At 62.1% G+C, this 15,292-nt stretch carries 10 protein-coding genes and 5 pseudogenes; 4 read left to right on the top strand and 11 right to left on the bottom strand.

The window, feature by feature from the left end; genetic code table 11:
- Positions 1 to 16 precede the first annotated feature (16 nt).
- Both IPM54_44775 and IPM54_44770 read right to left on the bottom strand, forming a co-directional pair.
- On the bottom strand, positions 17 to 529 hold the full coding sequence (locus IPM54_44775; protein MBK9266876.1) for a hypothetical protein: 513 nt from the start codon (positions 527 to 529) through the stop codon (positions 17 to 19).
- The gene (locus IPM54_44770; GenBank protein ID MBK9266875.1) at positions 516 to 1,169 is read right to left on the bottom strand and encodes a hypothetical protein; all 654 of its coding nucleotides are present in this window, start codon (positions 1,167 to 1,169) and stop codon (positions 516 to 518) included. The genes IPM54_44775 and IPM54_44770 overlap by 14 nt, the downstream gene beginning before the upstream one ends.
- 279 nt (positions 1,170 to 1,448) lie before the next feature.
- On the opposite strand from IPM54_44770, the gene IPM54_44765 reads away from it, so the two are divergent.
- On the top strand, positions 1,449 to 3,299 hold the full coding sequence (locus IPM54_44765; protein MBK9266874.1) for an IgGFc-binding protein: 1,851 nt from the start codon (positions 1,449 to 1,451) through the stop codon (positions 3,297 to 3,299).
- Between the two features lie 228 nt (positions 3,300 to 3,527).
- Here the strand turns inward: IPM54_44765 and IPM54_44760 are convergent, their stop codons facing one another.
- The 7 genes and pseudogenes from IPM54_44760 to IPM54_44730 form a co-directional block, all read right to left on the bottom strand.
- The gene (locus IPM54_44760; GenBank protein ID MBK9266873.1) at positions 3,528 to 4,844 is read right to left on the bottom strand and encodes a hypothetical protein; all 1,317 of its coding nucleotides are present in this window, start codon (positions 4,842 to 4,844) and stop codon (positions 3,528 to 3,530) included.
- Between the two features lie 10 nt (positions 4,845 to 4,854).
- Positions 4,855 to 7,083, bottom strand: a complete 2,229-nt coding sequence (gene pilQ, locus IPM54_44755; protein MBK9266872.1) for a type IV pilus secretin PilQ — start codon at positions 7,081 to 7,083, stop codon at positions 4,855 to 4,857.
- 216 nt (positions 7,084 to 7,299) lie between these two features.
- A complete protein-coding gene (locus IPM54_44750) occupies positions 7,300 to 7,998 on the bottom strand; it encodes a pilus assembly protein PilP (protein ID MBK9266871.1) in 699 nt (232 codons plus the stop codon).
- On the bottom strand, positions 7,995 to 8,645 hold the full coding sequence (gene pilO, locus IPM54_44745; GenBank protein MBK9266870.1) for a type 4a pilus biogenesis protein PilO: 651 nt from the start codon (positions 8,643 to 8,645) through the stop codon (positions 7,995 to 7,997). Before pilO ends, IPM54_44750 begins: the two co-directional genes overlap by 4 nt.
- Positions 8,645 to 9,287, bottom strand: a pseudogene (locus IPM54_44740) (PilN domain-containing protein). The gene pilO and the pseudogene IPM54_44740 overlap by 1 nt, the downstream one beginning before the upstream one ends.
- A pseudogene (pilM, locus tag IPM54_44735) lies at positions 9,284 to 10,337 on the bottom strand (type IV pilus assembly protein PilM). The pseudogenes IPM54_44740 and pilM overlap by 4 nt, the downstream one beginning before the upstream one ends.
- The gene (locus IPM54_44730) at positions 10,313 to 10,468 is read right to left on the bottom strand and encodes a hypothetical protein (protein ID MBK9266869.1); all 156 of its coding nucleotides are present in this window, start codon (positions 10,466 to 10,468) and stop codon (positions 10,313 to 10,315) included. The pseudogene pilM and the gene IPM54_44730 overlap by 25 nt, the downstream one beginning before the upstream one ends.
- A gap of 138 nt (positions 10,469 to 10,606) precedes the next feature.
- On the opposite strand from IPM54_44730, the pseudogene IPM54_44725 reads away from it, so the two are divergent.
- The 3 pseudogenes from IPM54_44725 (at position 10,607) to IPM54_44715 (ending at position 12,784) form a co-directional block, all read left to right on the top strand.
- Positions 10,607 to 11,501 (top strand): annotated as a pseudogene (locus tag IPM54_44725) (DUF882 domain-containing protein).
- Positions 11,502 to 12,244: 743 nt separating this feature from the next.
- A pseudogene (gene fliA, locus IPM54_44720) lies at positions 12,245 to 12,319 on the top strand (RNA polymerase sigma factor FliA).
- Positions 12,320 to 12,487: 168 nt separating this feature from the next.
- Positions 12,488 to 12,784, top strand: a pseudogene (locus IPM54_44715) (sigma-70 family RNA polymerase sigma factor).
- Here the strand turns inward: IPM54_44715 and IPM54_44710 are convergent.
- Positions 12,785 to 13,570 (bottom strand): hypothetical protein, encoded by a 786-nt coding sequence (locus tag IPM54_44710; protein MBK9266868.1) that lies wholly within the window; start codon positions 13,568 to 13,570, stop codon positions 12,785 to 12,787.
- A 273-nt stretch (positions 13,571 to 13,843) separates the two neighbouring features.
- On the bottom strand, positions 13,844 to 15,283 hold the full coding sequence (locus tag IPM54_44705; GenBank protein ID MBK9266867.1) for a hypothetical protein: 1,440 nt from the start codon (positions 15,281 to 15,283) through the stop codon (positions 13,844 to 13,846).
- Between the last annotated feature and the right edge of the window lie 9 nt (positions 15,284 to 15,292).

Here is a 15,292-nt window from a genome sequence, read left to right as displayed (position 1 = left end):
AGCCTCCGCCAAACCATCAGCCGCAATCGACATGCACCGTGGAAATGATGTGTTGTAATACCTGCTCGACGACGGCCGTGCGTTCATGACGAACGATCATGTACCCGTCGCCTTCGTAGCCAGTATTGCGCATGTGACCGACGACAGGGAGTTTGGAGCCGACGATGAGGTGTCCGACTTCGGCTTCTACTTTGTCGAGGCCCGTGATGGAGCGAATGGGTCCCGTGCCTTGCCCGCGCAAGTACGCAATGCCGGCGGCAAATCGACGCTTCGGCGGATCGAAGTCGCCGAATATCATCACGCGCGCCCATGCATAAGAAAAATCGATTTCGTGCGCAATGCCCACGAGCTGCGTGAATTGAGCGCCAGGCGGGCGAGCTCCCACCTCGGAGACCGCAATCGAACCGTCGTGACGCCGAAACCACTCCATGTGGCTGAGACCCGTTTCCATGCCGAGGACATCGAGCGTCGCGCGAGCAGCCGCTCGAATGTCGTCGTACCGCGCATCATCCACTTCACGCGGGAGCACGACACTCCATTGAATCCACGGATTGCGCAAAACTTCGAGCGGCGTTGGATAATAATGCGTGAGCGAATGCCAAATGTGTTTGCCGCCTATCGAAATCGTCTCGAACGAATGCTCGTTCCCCATGACCAGTTCTTCGACGAGGACGAGATCCTTTCGGACCCACCGTGACGCTGGGCAGCCGCCGTTCCAAATCGGCCGCGTCGTTGACTCGAAATGTGGACGCTGCTCCGGCACCCGTCGGGGGTTTGACCACGAGCGGAAATCCAAGCTCTTCTGCGGCTTTCCAGATGCCTTCCACCGACTCCGCCGTACGATGCCGAGCACAAGGAACACCGGCTTTTTCGAGCAGCGACTTCATGCGGTGCTTGTCGCGAAAATTCAATGCAGTCGCCGTGCGCATACCAGAAATGTCAAGCTTTTCGCGGGCTTGTGCGATCGGAACTTGAATGTGTTCGACCGCGCCAAACAAGCGATGAATGGTCGAAGCTTTGACGTATTTTTGTAAGTCGCGCGCCCCTTGCTCGATTTCCGCAGCAGCCATGCCGCAGTCGATTGCACCGTTCGATATGATGTCGCCGGTTGTTTTGTATGCTGCGATGCCGCCGAGCAGATGTCGCGGAAGCCGCTCGAAAGGTTCCATCGAGAGGACGCCGAGCTGCACGTCGGGGAGGCGGGAAATCGCTTCGATGAAACGGATGGCGTGGTCGGTGAAAAAAGGAGCGGTGAAGATGACGAAGTGCATGGCCAGCGGCGCCGTTTTAGCACGGAATTTCCGCAAGTGGAGCGGAAGAATCAAGCCTGCGCGACGCGTGCGCCGCGGCGTGCGCGGCAGCGAACACGATGCAGAGCAGACGCCGGCACGCTCCATTGCTTGACAGAGTCAGCAAAATGCGCTGTTTTTGGGATAAGGATAACGAACATGCATACAAATTCCCTTCGGTGGCTATTTATTTCGACGGTTTGCGGGCTTGCATCCATCGCGGCATGCAGCGCCTCGAGCGGCAAAACGACACCCACCGGCGGTGGTGGGGAAGGCGGCACCGGAAACTCGGGCAGCGGCAACTCGCCGAGCACGGGTGGCACGGGTGGCACGGGTGGGGACATTGTTTTTCCCGCCGGCAGCGGTGGAAACAGCGGGTGTGCAACGACGTGTTCGGCAGACTTGAAAAAGGTCGTCGATTGCAACGGTGTCGTCATCTCCACATGCTCGGGTGAACAAGGTTGTGCGAACGGGGCGTGCATCAACGATCCGTGTCAAGCGGCCGAAATTTCAAAGAGCTCGTACGGGTGTGACTACTGGTCGCTCAAGACCGAGCTGATTTCTGAAGGATCGGGCGCATGTTTCGCCGCATTCGTGGCAAATACGTGGTCGACGCCCGTACATCTCCAAGTCGAATACAAGGGTCAACAACTGCCCGTTGCAAACTTCACGCGAATTCCTCAGGGTCAAGGGCAGAGTTTGTCCTATGCGCCTTACGATGCCGCCGCGGGGCTTGCGCCTGGTCAAGTGGCCATTCTTTTTCTCGCGCAAGGTCCCAATTTGGGATCTTTCATGCCCGCATGCCCCGTTCAAGCGGCGGTTGGGGAAGAGGCGGCAGTCACGGGCACGGGATATGGAAGCGCGTTTCACCTGACCTCGGACAGGCCCGTCGTGGCGTATCAAATTTTGCCGTATGGCGGCGGCAGTTCGGCGGCGACGTCCGCGACGTTGCTCTTGCCCACGAGCGCATGGGATACGAATTACATCGCCGTCAATGCATACAAGCAAAGCCAAGTCGTGCCGCAGGCAGCTCCGTCGCTCGACATCCTGGCGCACGAGGACAACACCCAAGTCACGATTCTGCCCAAAGTGGCCATCAACGGTGGCAATGGCGTTCCCAGTGGATCCGCTGGGCAACCGCAAACGTACACGCTGAATCGAGGGCAATATTTGCAGCTCACGCAATCCGCAGAGCTCACGGGTAGCCCCATTCAGTCCGACAAACCCATTGGCATTTGGGGCGGAGCGACGTGTCTCAACGTGCCCGTGAACGCCACGGCTTGCGATTCGGCGCAACAGCAAATTCCGCCCATCCGCGCGCTTGGCCACGAATATGCGGCCGTGCGTTATCGAGGACGTGCAGGCAACCCCAATGAAGCGCCCCCGTGGAGAATCGTCGGCGCAGTCGACGGGACTCAGTTGACTTGGGCGCCCACGACGCCTCCCGGCGCGCCATTGTCGATTTCATCCGGGCAAGTACACGAATTCAATTCGCCTGGGCCGTTCGTCGTCGCGAGCCAAGACAAGGACCATCCATTTTACCTCGCGTCCTACATGACGGGCGGCGAGGACTTCGGCGGCGAAGGAGATCCGGAGTGGGTCAACGTCATTCCCACTGCGCAGTACCTCGATTCGTACGTGCTCTTCACCGATCCCACCTATTCCGAGACGAACCTCGTGGTCGTCCGTAGACCGTCGAAGGACGGAGCATTCGCCGACGTGAAATTGGATTGCGCCGGATCGCTCACGGGTTGGGAAAAAGTCGGACAGTACGAATACACACGCATCGACCTCGTTACCGGCAACTTCCAAAATGTCGGGAACTGTTCGAATGGCAGACACGAAATGTCGAGCGATCTGCCTTTCGGGGTCACCGTCTGGGGCTGGGGCACGATTCCTGGATTCCCAGGTCAAGGGGGCCTTTTCACGCAATACGTGTCCTACGCGTATCCTGCAGGCGCGAGCGTGCAGTCCATCAACGACGTCGTCGTGCCTCCAGTGCCGAAGTGAATCGAGTACGGGCCAAGATCTGAACGCTCGCTCCGCGCGTGTGGGACACGCGCTTCGCGAGGCTAGTTTTCGATGGGGGGTCCGAGGCTCGCCTCCCGGTGCTTTTGCTGACGCAAAAGCACGGCGAGGCTCGGACCCCCCATACCCCCCGAAAGGGCCATCTTCGTGAGTGGTCTCGACACCGCATGACCCGCCCGAAAGGGCCATCTTCGTGAGTGGTGTGCTCGTTCAAGCACCTTCGCCAAACAGCCCCGCACGCAGCTCATTCGCCATCGTGCGCGCTTCACCCTCGGGCACGAGTCCGTCGAAATACCCGATAAGCACCGACAACGCTCCGCGATGCCGATTCACGATGACCTCGAAGCCAGGCCACGGAACGACCGATGGCAGCGCGTACGCATCGCGCACAGGCACGTTCGCAAAGTCGTCGATCGCGATCGCTCCGGGATTCGAAAAAATGAGCGACGAAAGCTCGCCTCCGAACGGGAGCGTGGCCAGGCCGTGATAAAGCCGCGACGGTAAGACGCGCACGAGCTCGAGTGCCGCAGCCATCGCGAGGTCCAGTTTGTCTCGTACGATGGCCCGTTGCTGCTCGGCAAGCGACGCGATCGCGCGTCGTTCATCCATGAGATCGTCGCGCCCCAGGTCGAACATCATCATGGTGAGGTGATTGCCAAAAAGCCGCCCGGATTCCCCCTTTGGATCGAGCGACACCGGTACGGGGATCATGTGGTGCGTCGGGGCAAACCCTCGACGACGTAGAGCGCGATCGACGACGTGAGCCGCGCTGGTGATCATCACGCTGGATTCGGCAAGCTTGGCGCGCACGCGAATGCTTTTGTCGAGCGTCGCCGTGTCGGTCTTGCTCAAAACGAACCGCTCGAAACGCATCTTGCCAATGGGTTTGCCCTTGGCTGCGCCGCGCAGCGAAAGGATGGGGCGCCTGGCAAATCCGAGGATGTGCTGGTTGTAGGATCGAGCGAGCGACAGCACCGTTTTCTGATCGAGCGATTCGAGTGCTTCCGGACGAACCCGAAGGCGCACGTCATCAGGTAGTGACGCGAAGTCATCGCCCGCACTCGATCCGAGCCAACGCACGAAGCGCTGAGCGCCTTTGGCGTCCGTGAACGGATGAAACCAAACGAACGCGACGGCATCGCGCTCGGGCTTGCGGATCAACACCACGCGCCAAGGTGTGTCATCGTGCGTGAACTTCGTCGCGAACAATTCTTGGAGCACAAACAAAGAATCGTTTTGTGTGTGAACGATCGAAAACGTTTCCGAGCGCCGCGCGGCTGGGACCCAAACGGGAGAGCGGAGAAGGGGCGCGCGAAGCGTGACACCGAGATGGGGCTCTCGGGCCATGGCGCGGCCAATGCGGCGCCTGAGTTTGTCTGGGTCGATGTGGCCGTCGAGCTCCAGGACGAGCGCGCACTGATTCGCGCCGAGGCCTTCGGCGAGCATCCTGCGATCATTGACGAGATGGAAAACGTCGGCGCCCCCGAGAGAAACGGAGGCGCCAGTGGACGGGACCGAAGCGGGCACGGCCCGTAGCTTACTTGCCGAGCGCTTCGGCGCGATTGACGATGCGCGGAGTGATGAAGATGACGAGCTCACTGCGCGTATCGCTGGCTCGGCGTCGTTGGAAGAGGATGCCGAAGAGCGGAATGTCGCCCAGCACGGGAACCTGATCGAGGTTTCTGCCGGTGTTGCGCGTGAAGATGCCGCCGATGACCGCCGTGTGCCCGTCCATGATCAGCAAGTCGGTTTCGGCTTCACGCTTGAGGATGGTGGGATCGCCACGGGCCGACGTTTGGTTGAAGTCCGGTTCGTCACGGTTGATCTTCACGTGCATCGCGATGCTGCCATCGCTCGTGACGTGAGGTTTGACGAGGAGCTGCAGTTTGGCTTCTTGGAACGTCGTTTGGACACCTTGCGCGCTGATTTGCGAGAACGGAATCAAGGTGCCTTGGCTGATGCGCGCTTCGCGGTTGTCGAGCGTCAGGATGCGCGGGCTCGAAATGATGCGCAGCATGCCGCTCGCTTCGGCTGCCGAAAGACGCACGGCAAGATTGACCGAGTTGTCGATCGACCCGAAGGTGAAGCCGAGGGCACCACCGAGGCCGGTGCCCGTGGCCGCCGGCAAGTTGACGGCGAAGTTCGGGTTGGGGACTTGTCGATCGAACGGGGACAAACCGCCCGTGGGCGTCACCTGATCGCTTGCACCACCAACGATACCGATACGCGACGGGAACGCCAATCCCGTCGGATTGCCCGTGGCCGCGCTGATGCTGCTGTCACCACCCCACTGGATGCCGACGTCGCGCAAGTAGCGGCTCGTAGCTTCCACGATGCGCGCTTCGATGAGCACCTGCGGCGTCTGCGTGTCGAGTGCGCGGACCAGCTCTTCGATCTGGTCGAGGTTTCCAGCGACGTCGCGCGCAATGAGGATGTTCGTCCGTTCGTCGACGGCGAGCGTTCCGCGCGGCGAGAGCAAGTCTTTGCCGCGGGCCTGAAGCTCCTTCGCAGCCGCGTAGTTCACCGGAATGAGCCGCGTCTCGAGGGGCGCGAGCTGCAAGTCCGCCCTACGCCTCGCCAGGTCGAGCTCGCGCTCTTTGTTGAGCACGTCGAGCGGCGCGACGCGAATCATGTTGCCCTGACGAACCATGCCGAGGCCCTTCGATTGAAGGACCGTCTCGAGCGCTTGATCCCAAGGCACGTTCTTGATGCGGATCGTGACCGTGCCTTTCACGTCGTCCGACGTGATCACGTTGACGCGACCGATGTCCGAGATGAAACGCAAGACGTTGTGGATGTCGGCATCTTTCAGGTCGAGATCGATGCGGCGACCTGCAAACCGACGCTGCTGAGCCAAGGGCGACGTCGGCAAGAAGCCGGCCGCTTCCTCACCGTCGATCGTCGTTTCCGTCGGCTGAGGCGCGCCACCTCGAGGGCCGCGCGGATCCTCTTCACGAGCCACCGTGCGGGTTCGTCGCGCCACACCACCGTCGGCGCCTACGCCGGTTGATGCGGCGTCTTTCGGATCCTGCGGGAACGTCACGACGAGCGCGTTGCCTTCGCGCGCAACGGCCGCGACGCTTCCAGCTTTCGGCTCGATCTCGACGACGACGCGCGACGGATCGCTGCGACGTCGATACGTGGAGACCGCCGTTACGGGGCCACCGAAGGCGGTCACGTCGAGCGTTCGTTCGAGAGCATCGGCAAGACGCACACCTTGAAGCTCGATGACCGTGCGCCCATTCGGCGTCGTCGCGTGCGTGTACTTGGCGTCCGCATCGAGCTCGACGATGACGCGGTCTTTGCTCGGCTGATGATCGAACCGCACATTCGTGACGGCTGCCGTGATGGTTTGTCCTGCCGCACGCGCGGCGGGCGCGGCGTCGGATGCAGCAGCGCGCATGGGTACGGTCGCGTCGGCGGCGGCCAGATCGATCACGAGTCCCGTGGGGCTCGTGGTGATGCGGTACTCGGCATTTCGGGCAAGGTCGACGCTGATGCGCGCGATCTTGGTGTCGTCCTGGGTCGCGGTTTGGCTCGACACACGCGCCACGATCGCGTTGCCCCGCGTGATGTTGTGCGAACCTTTGATTTCTGCACCGGACATTTCGACGACGAGGCGTTTGCCCCCATCGGCCGTGCGCGCGACGAACCGCGGTTCGGCGGTGGTTGCGACGGAAATCCGCGCGGTCGTTTCCGACGGAGCCGCAAGTTTGACCTCGCGCACTTCGAGGGGTGAGGCGCCCTGTGCCGCGGCACGAGGCATCGAGCCGAGGAAGAGAACGAGGACGACGAGCGCAAAGCGAAGCCAGCGCTCCGGCGTTTGGACTTTGGGTCCGATCGAGGAGTCGCTCCCGCGTCGCTCGACACACGACACGGTCCGCTCCCTCGTTGCGAAGTGAGAAGGCGACTCGAAGCGCGGATTCGTCAGCATGTGCGCGATAGTAATGGGCGTGTGTTGCATGGGCCTAATTCGTTGCTATCAGCGGCCTGGTTTTCCGCTCTCGTCTGCCGGGAAGAGGGGAATGACGCGCGTCACGGGGGCGATTTCGGGGTGAGCGGGATCCTCGCGAACGAACACGACGTCTCCTTCGCGGATCCGGTCTACTCGCCAATGGATGGCGATGTCGATGCCGGCGGCTCCACCGGCACGTACGATTTCGGGCTTGCCGACATAGTCACCCGTGCGGACGACCCAGCCGACATTGTTCGGATCGATGAACAACGCTCGCGCTTCGGCACGCGTGATCACGCCGGACAGCTTGAGCTCGTCGAGCGCGTAGCGGGGGACGACGACGACGCGTTGGTCATCCTTCTTGGCCCGAGCTTGCTGCGCAAAAACGTTGGCAAAGCCGCGAAACGGATCGCGATTTTTGTCCGTCTCTGCAAAGTCGGCCTCGGTGAAGACGCGTTCGGGCAGGTCCGCGAGTGGATTCGCAGAGGCACTTGCTGCGGCACCCGCACGACCCGATCCCGCGGGTCCCGGAGCTGCACCAGCCACGGCAGGCTGATTCGGAGCTCCGGGCGCACCTGCGGGCGCGACGGCCGAACCTACGGGCCTTGGAGGCGGTGGCGGCGGGTCGTCCTCGCAGCCGCCGACGACGAAGACGGGCAGCACCAACGCAGCGACCGCAAAGGCCAAGCGTCGGGCAACCTCGCGCGTGTTAGGAGCCTTCTTCACTTGCCCGTCCCCCTTCGTTTCGATCCCTTGCCAGCATCGTCGAGACGGAGCGCACGAAACGCCGTACCAAGGCACTCGACGTTGACCTCCGGTTCGGGGATCTGATCACGAACCGTCCCGGTGGACTTGTTGTTCGCGATCTTCATCTGGATGTCTTCCATGTTGATGATGCGATCGAGTTGCCCGACGCCGTGGAAGAAGCGCGCGATCTGGTGGAACCGCCCAGAGAGCGTGAGCTTCATCGGTACCTTGGCGAAAAACTCTTGCGGCACTTCGTCGACCGGAGCCCAGCTCGTCAAGTTCACGCCGGCGACCGTCGCCGTTTGCTGCAGGGATGCAAGGAAGGCGGGCGTCTCGGGGTCGTCGGGGAGAACCTTCTTCGTTTGTTCGGCGCGAGCTTCGCTGCGGATCTTTTCGTCGCGGTCGCGTTGATACGCTTCCTTCGCGGCTTGAGCATTCCGCAGCTCGCCCTGGAGCGTCACTTCGCGGCGCTTGGCCTGCTGCAGGTCGTTCGAAAGATCCTCGTAGACGAAGACGAAAAACAGCGCACCGACGAGCGCCATGAAGAGCAAACCGACGCCGATTTTCCCAGCGAGGGGAAGACGATCAAGCGTCGAGCCGGATGCGGCCGAAGCTTTCGGGGCCATCAGTACCTCACCTTGAATTGCAGAGCGAAGCTGACGAGATCGAGCTTCGTCGTTTGTTCGATCTCCTTCTTTCCTGGGAGAAGCATGACTTCGTAGAAGTACGGCGATAGCTTCATGCGCTGCGCGAGCTCGTAGACATCGTTGCCATCACGCGCGAGCCCTTCGAGGCGCACCGTGCGTTGTCCTTCGATGTACTGCGTGAGCCAGAGGCGCCGCGTATCCCAAGCTGGGTTGAAGACGGCAAGGGGGTTGTCCTGCCGCATTTTGGCGAGTTTGTCCGGGTCCGCGCTGGGCCCTTTGCCCTGCGTCATGATCTGCGCCAGCTCGAGGAGCACGGCGGTTGGTCCCGACCGACCTGCTTGAAGTTTCGCGATGGCGTCTTCACGAGCACGCAAGATGGCGAGTGCTTTCTTGATTTGTTCGTGATCGGCGATGAGGCGATTGATCTCGTCGATCTGGCTCTTGATTTGAGCGTTTGTCCGCTTCTGCCTTTCGAGCTCTTCGTAGGTCGATTGGTAGAACAGGAAGAGTCCGACGATCTCCGAGCAGCACGACGCCGAGCACGACGAGCAGCCACTTTTGACTGGCTTGCGGTGCGCCTGCAGCCGTGCGCTTGTGGGGCAGGAGGTTGATCCTGATCACGAGCGCTTCTCCTTGTCTTTGCGCATCGCGAGGCCTAGGCGACGCAGAGTTGCGAACCGCGGGTTTGAAGCATGTCGGCATTGACGTCCCTTGCCCTCGAACGTGATGCGTTCGAACGGCTGGAGAATCTCCACGTTCACGCGTGATCGCCGACCGATGGCTGCAGGCAAGGCGGGCAAGTTGGACGTGCCGCCCGTGAGGTAGATCCGGTGCATTTCCGGCTCGCCACTCGTGGCGAGGAAGAAGTCGAGCGAGCGTTGAATTTCACTCGCGATGGTGTCGCAGACGGCATCGACGATCTGCGGTACTTGCGCGGCGGGGCCGAAGGCTTGCGAGGGCGGTTGACACTTCATGTTCTCCGCCTCCTCGAAGCTGATTCCGAACTGCTTTTGAATCTGTTCGGTGACGTAATTTCCCGCGTTCGGAATGTCGCGCGTGAAGGCGCTCGCGCCGCGAGAAACGATGTTGATCGACGTCAGCGACGCGCCCACGTTCACGATGGCGAACGTTTGGTCCGGTGGGATGCCCCGCCCGTGTTCGAAGAGGTTTTGCACGGTGAAGGCATCGATGTCGAGCACGAGCGGCTTGAGTTTGGCTTGGCGCGCCACCTCCAAGTAGTCGTTCACTTCTTCGCGTTTGGCCGCCACGAGCAAGAGGTCCATCTGACCTGCCTCGCCTTTGCGAATCACCGGTAGTCGACGTGAACATCTTTGATGTCAAACGGAATGTGCTGCTCGGCTTCCCACTGAATCTGCTCGTCGAGCTCCGCTTGGGTCATCATCGGCACGGTGATCTTGCGGATGATCACGGCTTGGCCGCTGATGGAGAGCGCTACTTCGCGCTGCTTGATTTTGGCGTCGTTGAGCGCTCGACCGATGGCGGACACGATCGCCTGCGTGTTCATCACGTGTCCGTCGACGATGCTCTGAGGTGGAAGCGGACAGAATCCTGCCCGGACCAACCCGATACCTTTTCGCGCTTCCTGAGCTGGACGACCTTGATGGCACTCGAACCGATGTCGACGCCTACCAGGTGATTCCCATCCGCCATTGCTCCGCCTCGACCTTTCGTTGCCAGTCGTCGGGAGGCGATGTGCGCCCTTCGATCGTGCCGCCTACGAAGGGCGGCCTAGCCAGCTTCGCACCGTCGGCAATCCACGGCCAAAAATGTGCTTTACGCATTCGCTCGTCCCGCGTAGCGGAAGGGGAATGAGCGCGGGTTTGTACAAGCGCCCTTGGCCTTGGCTCCTGAACGACACGCACCGATCGGTGTGCCATCGTTCGCGAGTGACTCCGCCCGACTCTCTCCGCCGCACCACGATGCGCAGCATCGCAGTGCTCTTCGCCGTGATCGCGGCCATCTGGCCAGTATACGCCGATGCGTCCGAGACCGTTCACGTCGTCGCCAAGGGCCAGAACCTTGAGCCATCGCGCGACGCTACCGAACGACCGTCGACGCGATTCGTGAAGTGAATGGGCTGCGCAAAGGTCAGCGCATCAAGCCCGGCCTCGTGCTCGTGATCCCCGAGAAGGGCAAGATTGCCGAGGCCAAGAAGGCTGCGGCGCTACGAGCGAGCCGCGCGGAGGCAGCACGCAAAGCTGCTGATGCAAAGAAGAAGGGCAACCCCAAAGCGGCTCGCGGACCCAAGCGTGATCCGTATGCATTCGCGCCCAAACGCCCTGGTTTCGTGCGTCTCGTGCGGGGCACCGATCACTTCGACGGACAACTCATCACCAGACACGGCCGGCTCGTGCCTTCGGCTCTGCCACGCCTCAGTCGCATGATGAAGCATGCCCTGACGGACGCGAAAAACCAGCATCGATCCGCGCCCCGCGACACTTCCGGCATGGTCAGCGATCACTTCGGCGGGCGTCCCATTCACATCGTCAGCGGCTTCCGCCCCTACACGCCAACGCAGTTCACGCGAGACTCCAACCACAACCATGGTCGAGCTCTCGACTTCTACATTCCAGGCGTGCCCAATACGGTACTGCGTGACTTTTGCCGAACCTTCCGCAATGCTGGCGTAGGGTATTACCCAAACAGCTCATTTGTTCACCTTGACGTCCGCACGACCAAAGCCTTCTGGATCGACTACCGCGACCAGGTGAGCCACCCAAGTACGATTCAACCTCGTCACAAGGATCGGCGGACGAGTCCACGGGTGATGTGGATCGACGCCTTCAACACCCCGAGCCGCCGGCGCAAACGTAGAAAAAACTACCACAGCCGCGACGTCGGTGCCCAAGGCTGGGTCTGAACCGACCCACCCCCCACCTTCGCAAGCTGTTGATTTCTCAAGAGGAAATCGCGACACGCAGGATCCGGCGCCGAAAGATCAGCCGAAGGGGGGTCAGGATTGACCTCGATATCGGGCTCGCCGTGACCTCGACATCCGCTCAGTCGTGAGTCGACATTTCATGTTCAGTCGGGGATTCCCGCGCACGCTTCGGTGTAACGTGCGTGTTGCGGATTCGTTTGCAGTTTCGCTATAGCTACCTGTAGCACTCTTTTTAACGGTTTAGGGCATCCTCGCGACCCACACCTTGGAGTCACACGGGTAAATCTCACGAAAGACGCGCGCGCGAAATCACCGACGTATGCCCCCGCTCAAGAAACTCGCACTACACAGGAACGACACGCGCTCGAGTGCGGGGGCTCTCGAAGAAAGCGGCGTCCATACGATCCCGCCCGAAGCCCGCAAAGTCATCAACGCGAAGCTCGCCAAAGCTTCGCAGGACGGCGCTGCCAGCGACATTGCGTATCGCCGTCCCGTACGCGGTTCCACCCACGAGGTTTGTCCAAAGATGCTCGAGGCCCACTTGCCCTCGTGCACAAGGTCGTCGCTCCCATCGCGCGCAAGGTCCCCGCCAATGTGCTTCGAGACGACTTGCTCGCGGCCGGTGTGTCCGCTGGTCGATCTGATCAAGAAAAACGGCGGCGACGGCGGAAACACCTTCGAGTGGTACGCACGCACGCGTATCCGCGGTGCCGTCCTGGACGAACTACGAGCGCAGGACTGGCTCACCCGCCGCGCTCGCGATGCCGTCAATGCAGCTTCCTTTACGCGATGAAACAGATACCGAAGGCGTCGTCTTCGTGGGACTCGACGAGCTGTCCGTAACCGAAGAGCAGGACTACCTCGCCAGTGCCGCCCCGGATCCCGAGTCGTTCTCACGAGGTCATGGAGACCTGGCGCTCGGGTTGCCCGCGCGCTCGACAAACTCTCCGAACGCGAGCGCAAGGTCATCGGGATGTACTACTACGAAGACAAGAAGTTCAGAGAGATCGGCGCCGAGCTCGATGTCTGCGAACCTCGCGTCTCGCAGCTCCATGCTCGAGCTCTCGAAAAGCTGAAAAACAACTTGGTCGAGAAAAGGTTTCACCGATTCATGCGACGCGCTCCGTCCGACGAATCCGTCGAACAAGAGGGCACCCAAGGCAACTGGGACAAACCTTCGGGGACAAACGATCCGTCACCCGATGACGTTGCGTAGTCAGCGCAGCGAAAGCGCGCGCCCGCGCATCGACATCCGCAGCACGTAGAGCGTCGTCGATTCGTAACGCGCTTCGGGCGGCGTTTCCCCACCAGCCTGATGCACGTACGCGTTCTGATGTGCGCCTCGATCGAGCGCCACCACGCGCGCACAACCCGCATCCAAAAGCGCATCCGTCGTCGCTTCGTCCGTGTCGAACGTCGTCGATGCAACGAGCACCGATCCATCCTCGAGAACACCGAGCGCCGCACGAGGACGCCTCGATCCCACGATTCGCGTCTCTGGTAGCGGACGTCCGTCATCCGCGGTGAGCGTTAGCTCGACTGCGTCTGCATCTGCGATCGGCGTGAACGACTCGCTTCGTTCGATGCGGATGCGATCGTTTTCGACGACGAGCACGCCTGCACCGGAGCCAAACTTCAGCCCGACAGCTCCACCTATCGCGAGGCCGCGCGCGCCTTTGCGCTTTGCCGTGCCGAGACCAACCGCAAGCAAAGCACGCGCTTGTTCACCTTCGCCAAGCGCTTCTGGAAACGTTCCGCCAAAGCGATGCGAGAGTTCCTTGGAGCCTGCTCGCACGCGATACTGAAAGCGCTCCGGGCCGAGCAGCGTGAGTTTTACCTGTGCACCGAGCTTCGTGACGGTCGCGCTGTGCACGGCTGGTCGCCACGTCGGATCAGGGCTGAGGCCCCGATCGATCTGCCACGTCGTGCCTTCGGGAAGCGGTACTGGGCCGCCCCTGAGCGACCGACGACGTACACGAATTCGTTCGGCGAACCGGTCCACGATCGTTCGGGCACAAAGGAATCTGTTCCAAACAGGGTCTGCGCCGAGCCCTGGTCTCCTCGCGACGCACGAACCCAAATCCGACCGATCGGGGCCTCGTCGAAAGCGCCATCGCATCACGACAATAGGCGAGCAGCATCGCGCGCGCCAAGAGCATCGCAGGGACGTTCTCTGCGTAGGCGTAGATCACATGACCGCTCTTCGTCACGCCAAGGCCCGAGCGTGCAAGTAGCCGGGCGTCTGTCACGCCAAACTCGGCGATCCGACCATCGATCACGAGCGGTGTGCTGGGTTTGCCATACCGAACGGATGGTCACGGGCAGGTCTTCTTCGAGCGGCCACGGCCCGATGGCTGGGCGACCAAATCGATCCACGGCGAGCGTCGGCGCAGATCGACGCGGAAAAACGATCGCTCGTTGATCCATGACGACACCACCGGGCGACGAGCCATCGGGGACGCCGCTCGCAAACACGGCGACGGCCACGGATGCATCCGCTGCAGCAATGCGTCCTGCGCCATGAAGGCCCGTCTCCGACGGCGGCGACGCCGTTCCTGCAACGGGACGCAGCTCGATGCGCCGTCCATCCATCACAACGAGGCGCACGACGGCATGTGGAAGCTTCGATCCGGGCGAACGCGCGTTCTGAAAAACGCGGGCGGTGCTTCGGGCTGTATCGCCTGGGAGCGCAACCTGCGAAGCGGGCACCCACGCCTTCACCCGGCAGCACGCGCTGCGCCGACAGAGCAAGCTTCGGCGGCGGGAATTCGCCTTCGACCGCGGCGGCGTCACCACCCGTTGCCGCGGGCAACGCCGCCGGTGGAGGCGCCGATGATTCACGCAAACGGATCCATGCGTCGTGCACGCGCGCGTGCAGGCGACGGAAGTCCTGCGCTCGGTCAGGCCCAAGCGTCGCACGCAGCGCTTGCTCCACGACGCGCGCCCTTGGCGTCACGGGATGCGGCAAGCGCTGCGCGACCACGGCGTGCTCGTCGCGCGGTCCAGGGTTGACCGATGCATCGGACAAACTCACGGCTGCCGCTTGCGCCGTTTCACCGAGCGCCATGACGAGCAGCTCCGGCGTGAGCTCGAACCGCGCTGTTTGGGGTGGCGTGCCGAAGCTCGTTTCGATGCGGCCGATGCCTTGGCGACTGCCCGTGCTGATCCAATTTTCCACGTAGGAAGCGAATCGTTCGGCCCTCGTGCGAGCGTGCCATGCAGCCATGTCGCCGCCGAGCTCGAGGACCGTGATGGTTTCTACTGCAGAACCCACCATCGTGGCGTAGGCCGCATGCTGACCAAAGGCCACGAGGTCGTGTTCGTGGCCGCGTGGCGTGTTCGTCAGGTTGACGATGCGACGTAGCGCGATGGGCCTACCTGCGCGCGTGAGGCGCACCTCGGCGCGGAAGAGATCGTTCGTGGGCGTAGCGTTTGCGCCTGCCGGTCGCGCGGCGAGAAAGAGCACGCGGCGACCCACGAGCGCATCGTGCAGCACGCCGCCGCGGCCTTCCCACACGAAGTCGTCGGGTTTTACCGTGCCCCCCACGGCTTGCCCGAGCACCGCGGCGATCGCTTCGACGTTGCGCTCCGGTGGGCGCGGCATCGACACGCAACGCACGGCGAGCGTGAGGATCAAGAGCGCGCCCACGAGAAGGCCACGCGTGCGCACGTACGCCCTCGCGGACTCGGCAAGCCTGCCAAGCGGCGAGGTCATGGCCATCGA

It is taken from the genome of Polyangiaceae bacterium (assembly GCA_016715885.1).
Lineage (GTDB): Bacteria > Myxococcota_A > Polyangia > Polyangiales > Polyangiaceae > Polyangium.
Note: the sequence above shows the minus strand (reverse complement) of the source record. Positions and strands in the feature narration are given on the sequence as shown.

Bases quoted from the DNA above. Each gene is read 5' to 3' on its own strand.
- IPM54_44770 (MBK9266875.1), bottom strand. From the start codon at position 1,169: ATGGAACCTTTCGAGCGGCTTCCGCGACATCTGCTCGGCGGCATCGCA.
- IPM54_44765 (MBK9266874.1), top strand. From the start codon at position 1,449: ATGCATACAAATTCCCTTCGGTGGCTATTTATTTCGACGGTTTGCGGG.
- pilQ (MBK9266872.1), bottom strand. From the start codon at position 7,083: ATGCCTCGTGCCGCGGCACAGGGCGCCTCACCCCTCGAAGTGCGCGAG.
- pilO (MBK9266870.1), bottom strand. From the start codon at position 8,645: ATGGCCCCGAAAGCTTCGGCCGCATCCGGCTCGACGCTTGATCGTCTT.
- IPM54_44730 (MBK9266869.1), bottom strand. From the start codon at position 10,468: ATGCGTAAAGCACATTTTTGGCCGTGGATTGCCGACGGTGCGAAGCTG.
- IPM54_44705 (MBK9266867.1), bottom strand. From the start codon at position 15,283: ATGACCTCGCCGCTTGGCAGGCTTGCCGAGTCCGCGAGGGCGTACGTG.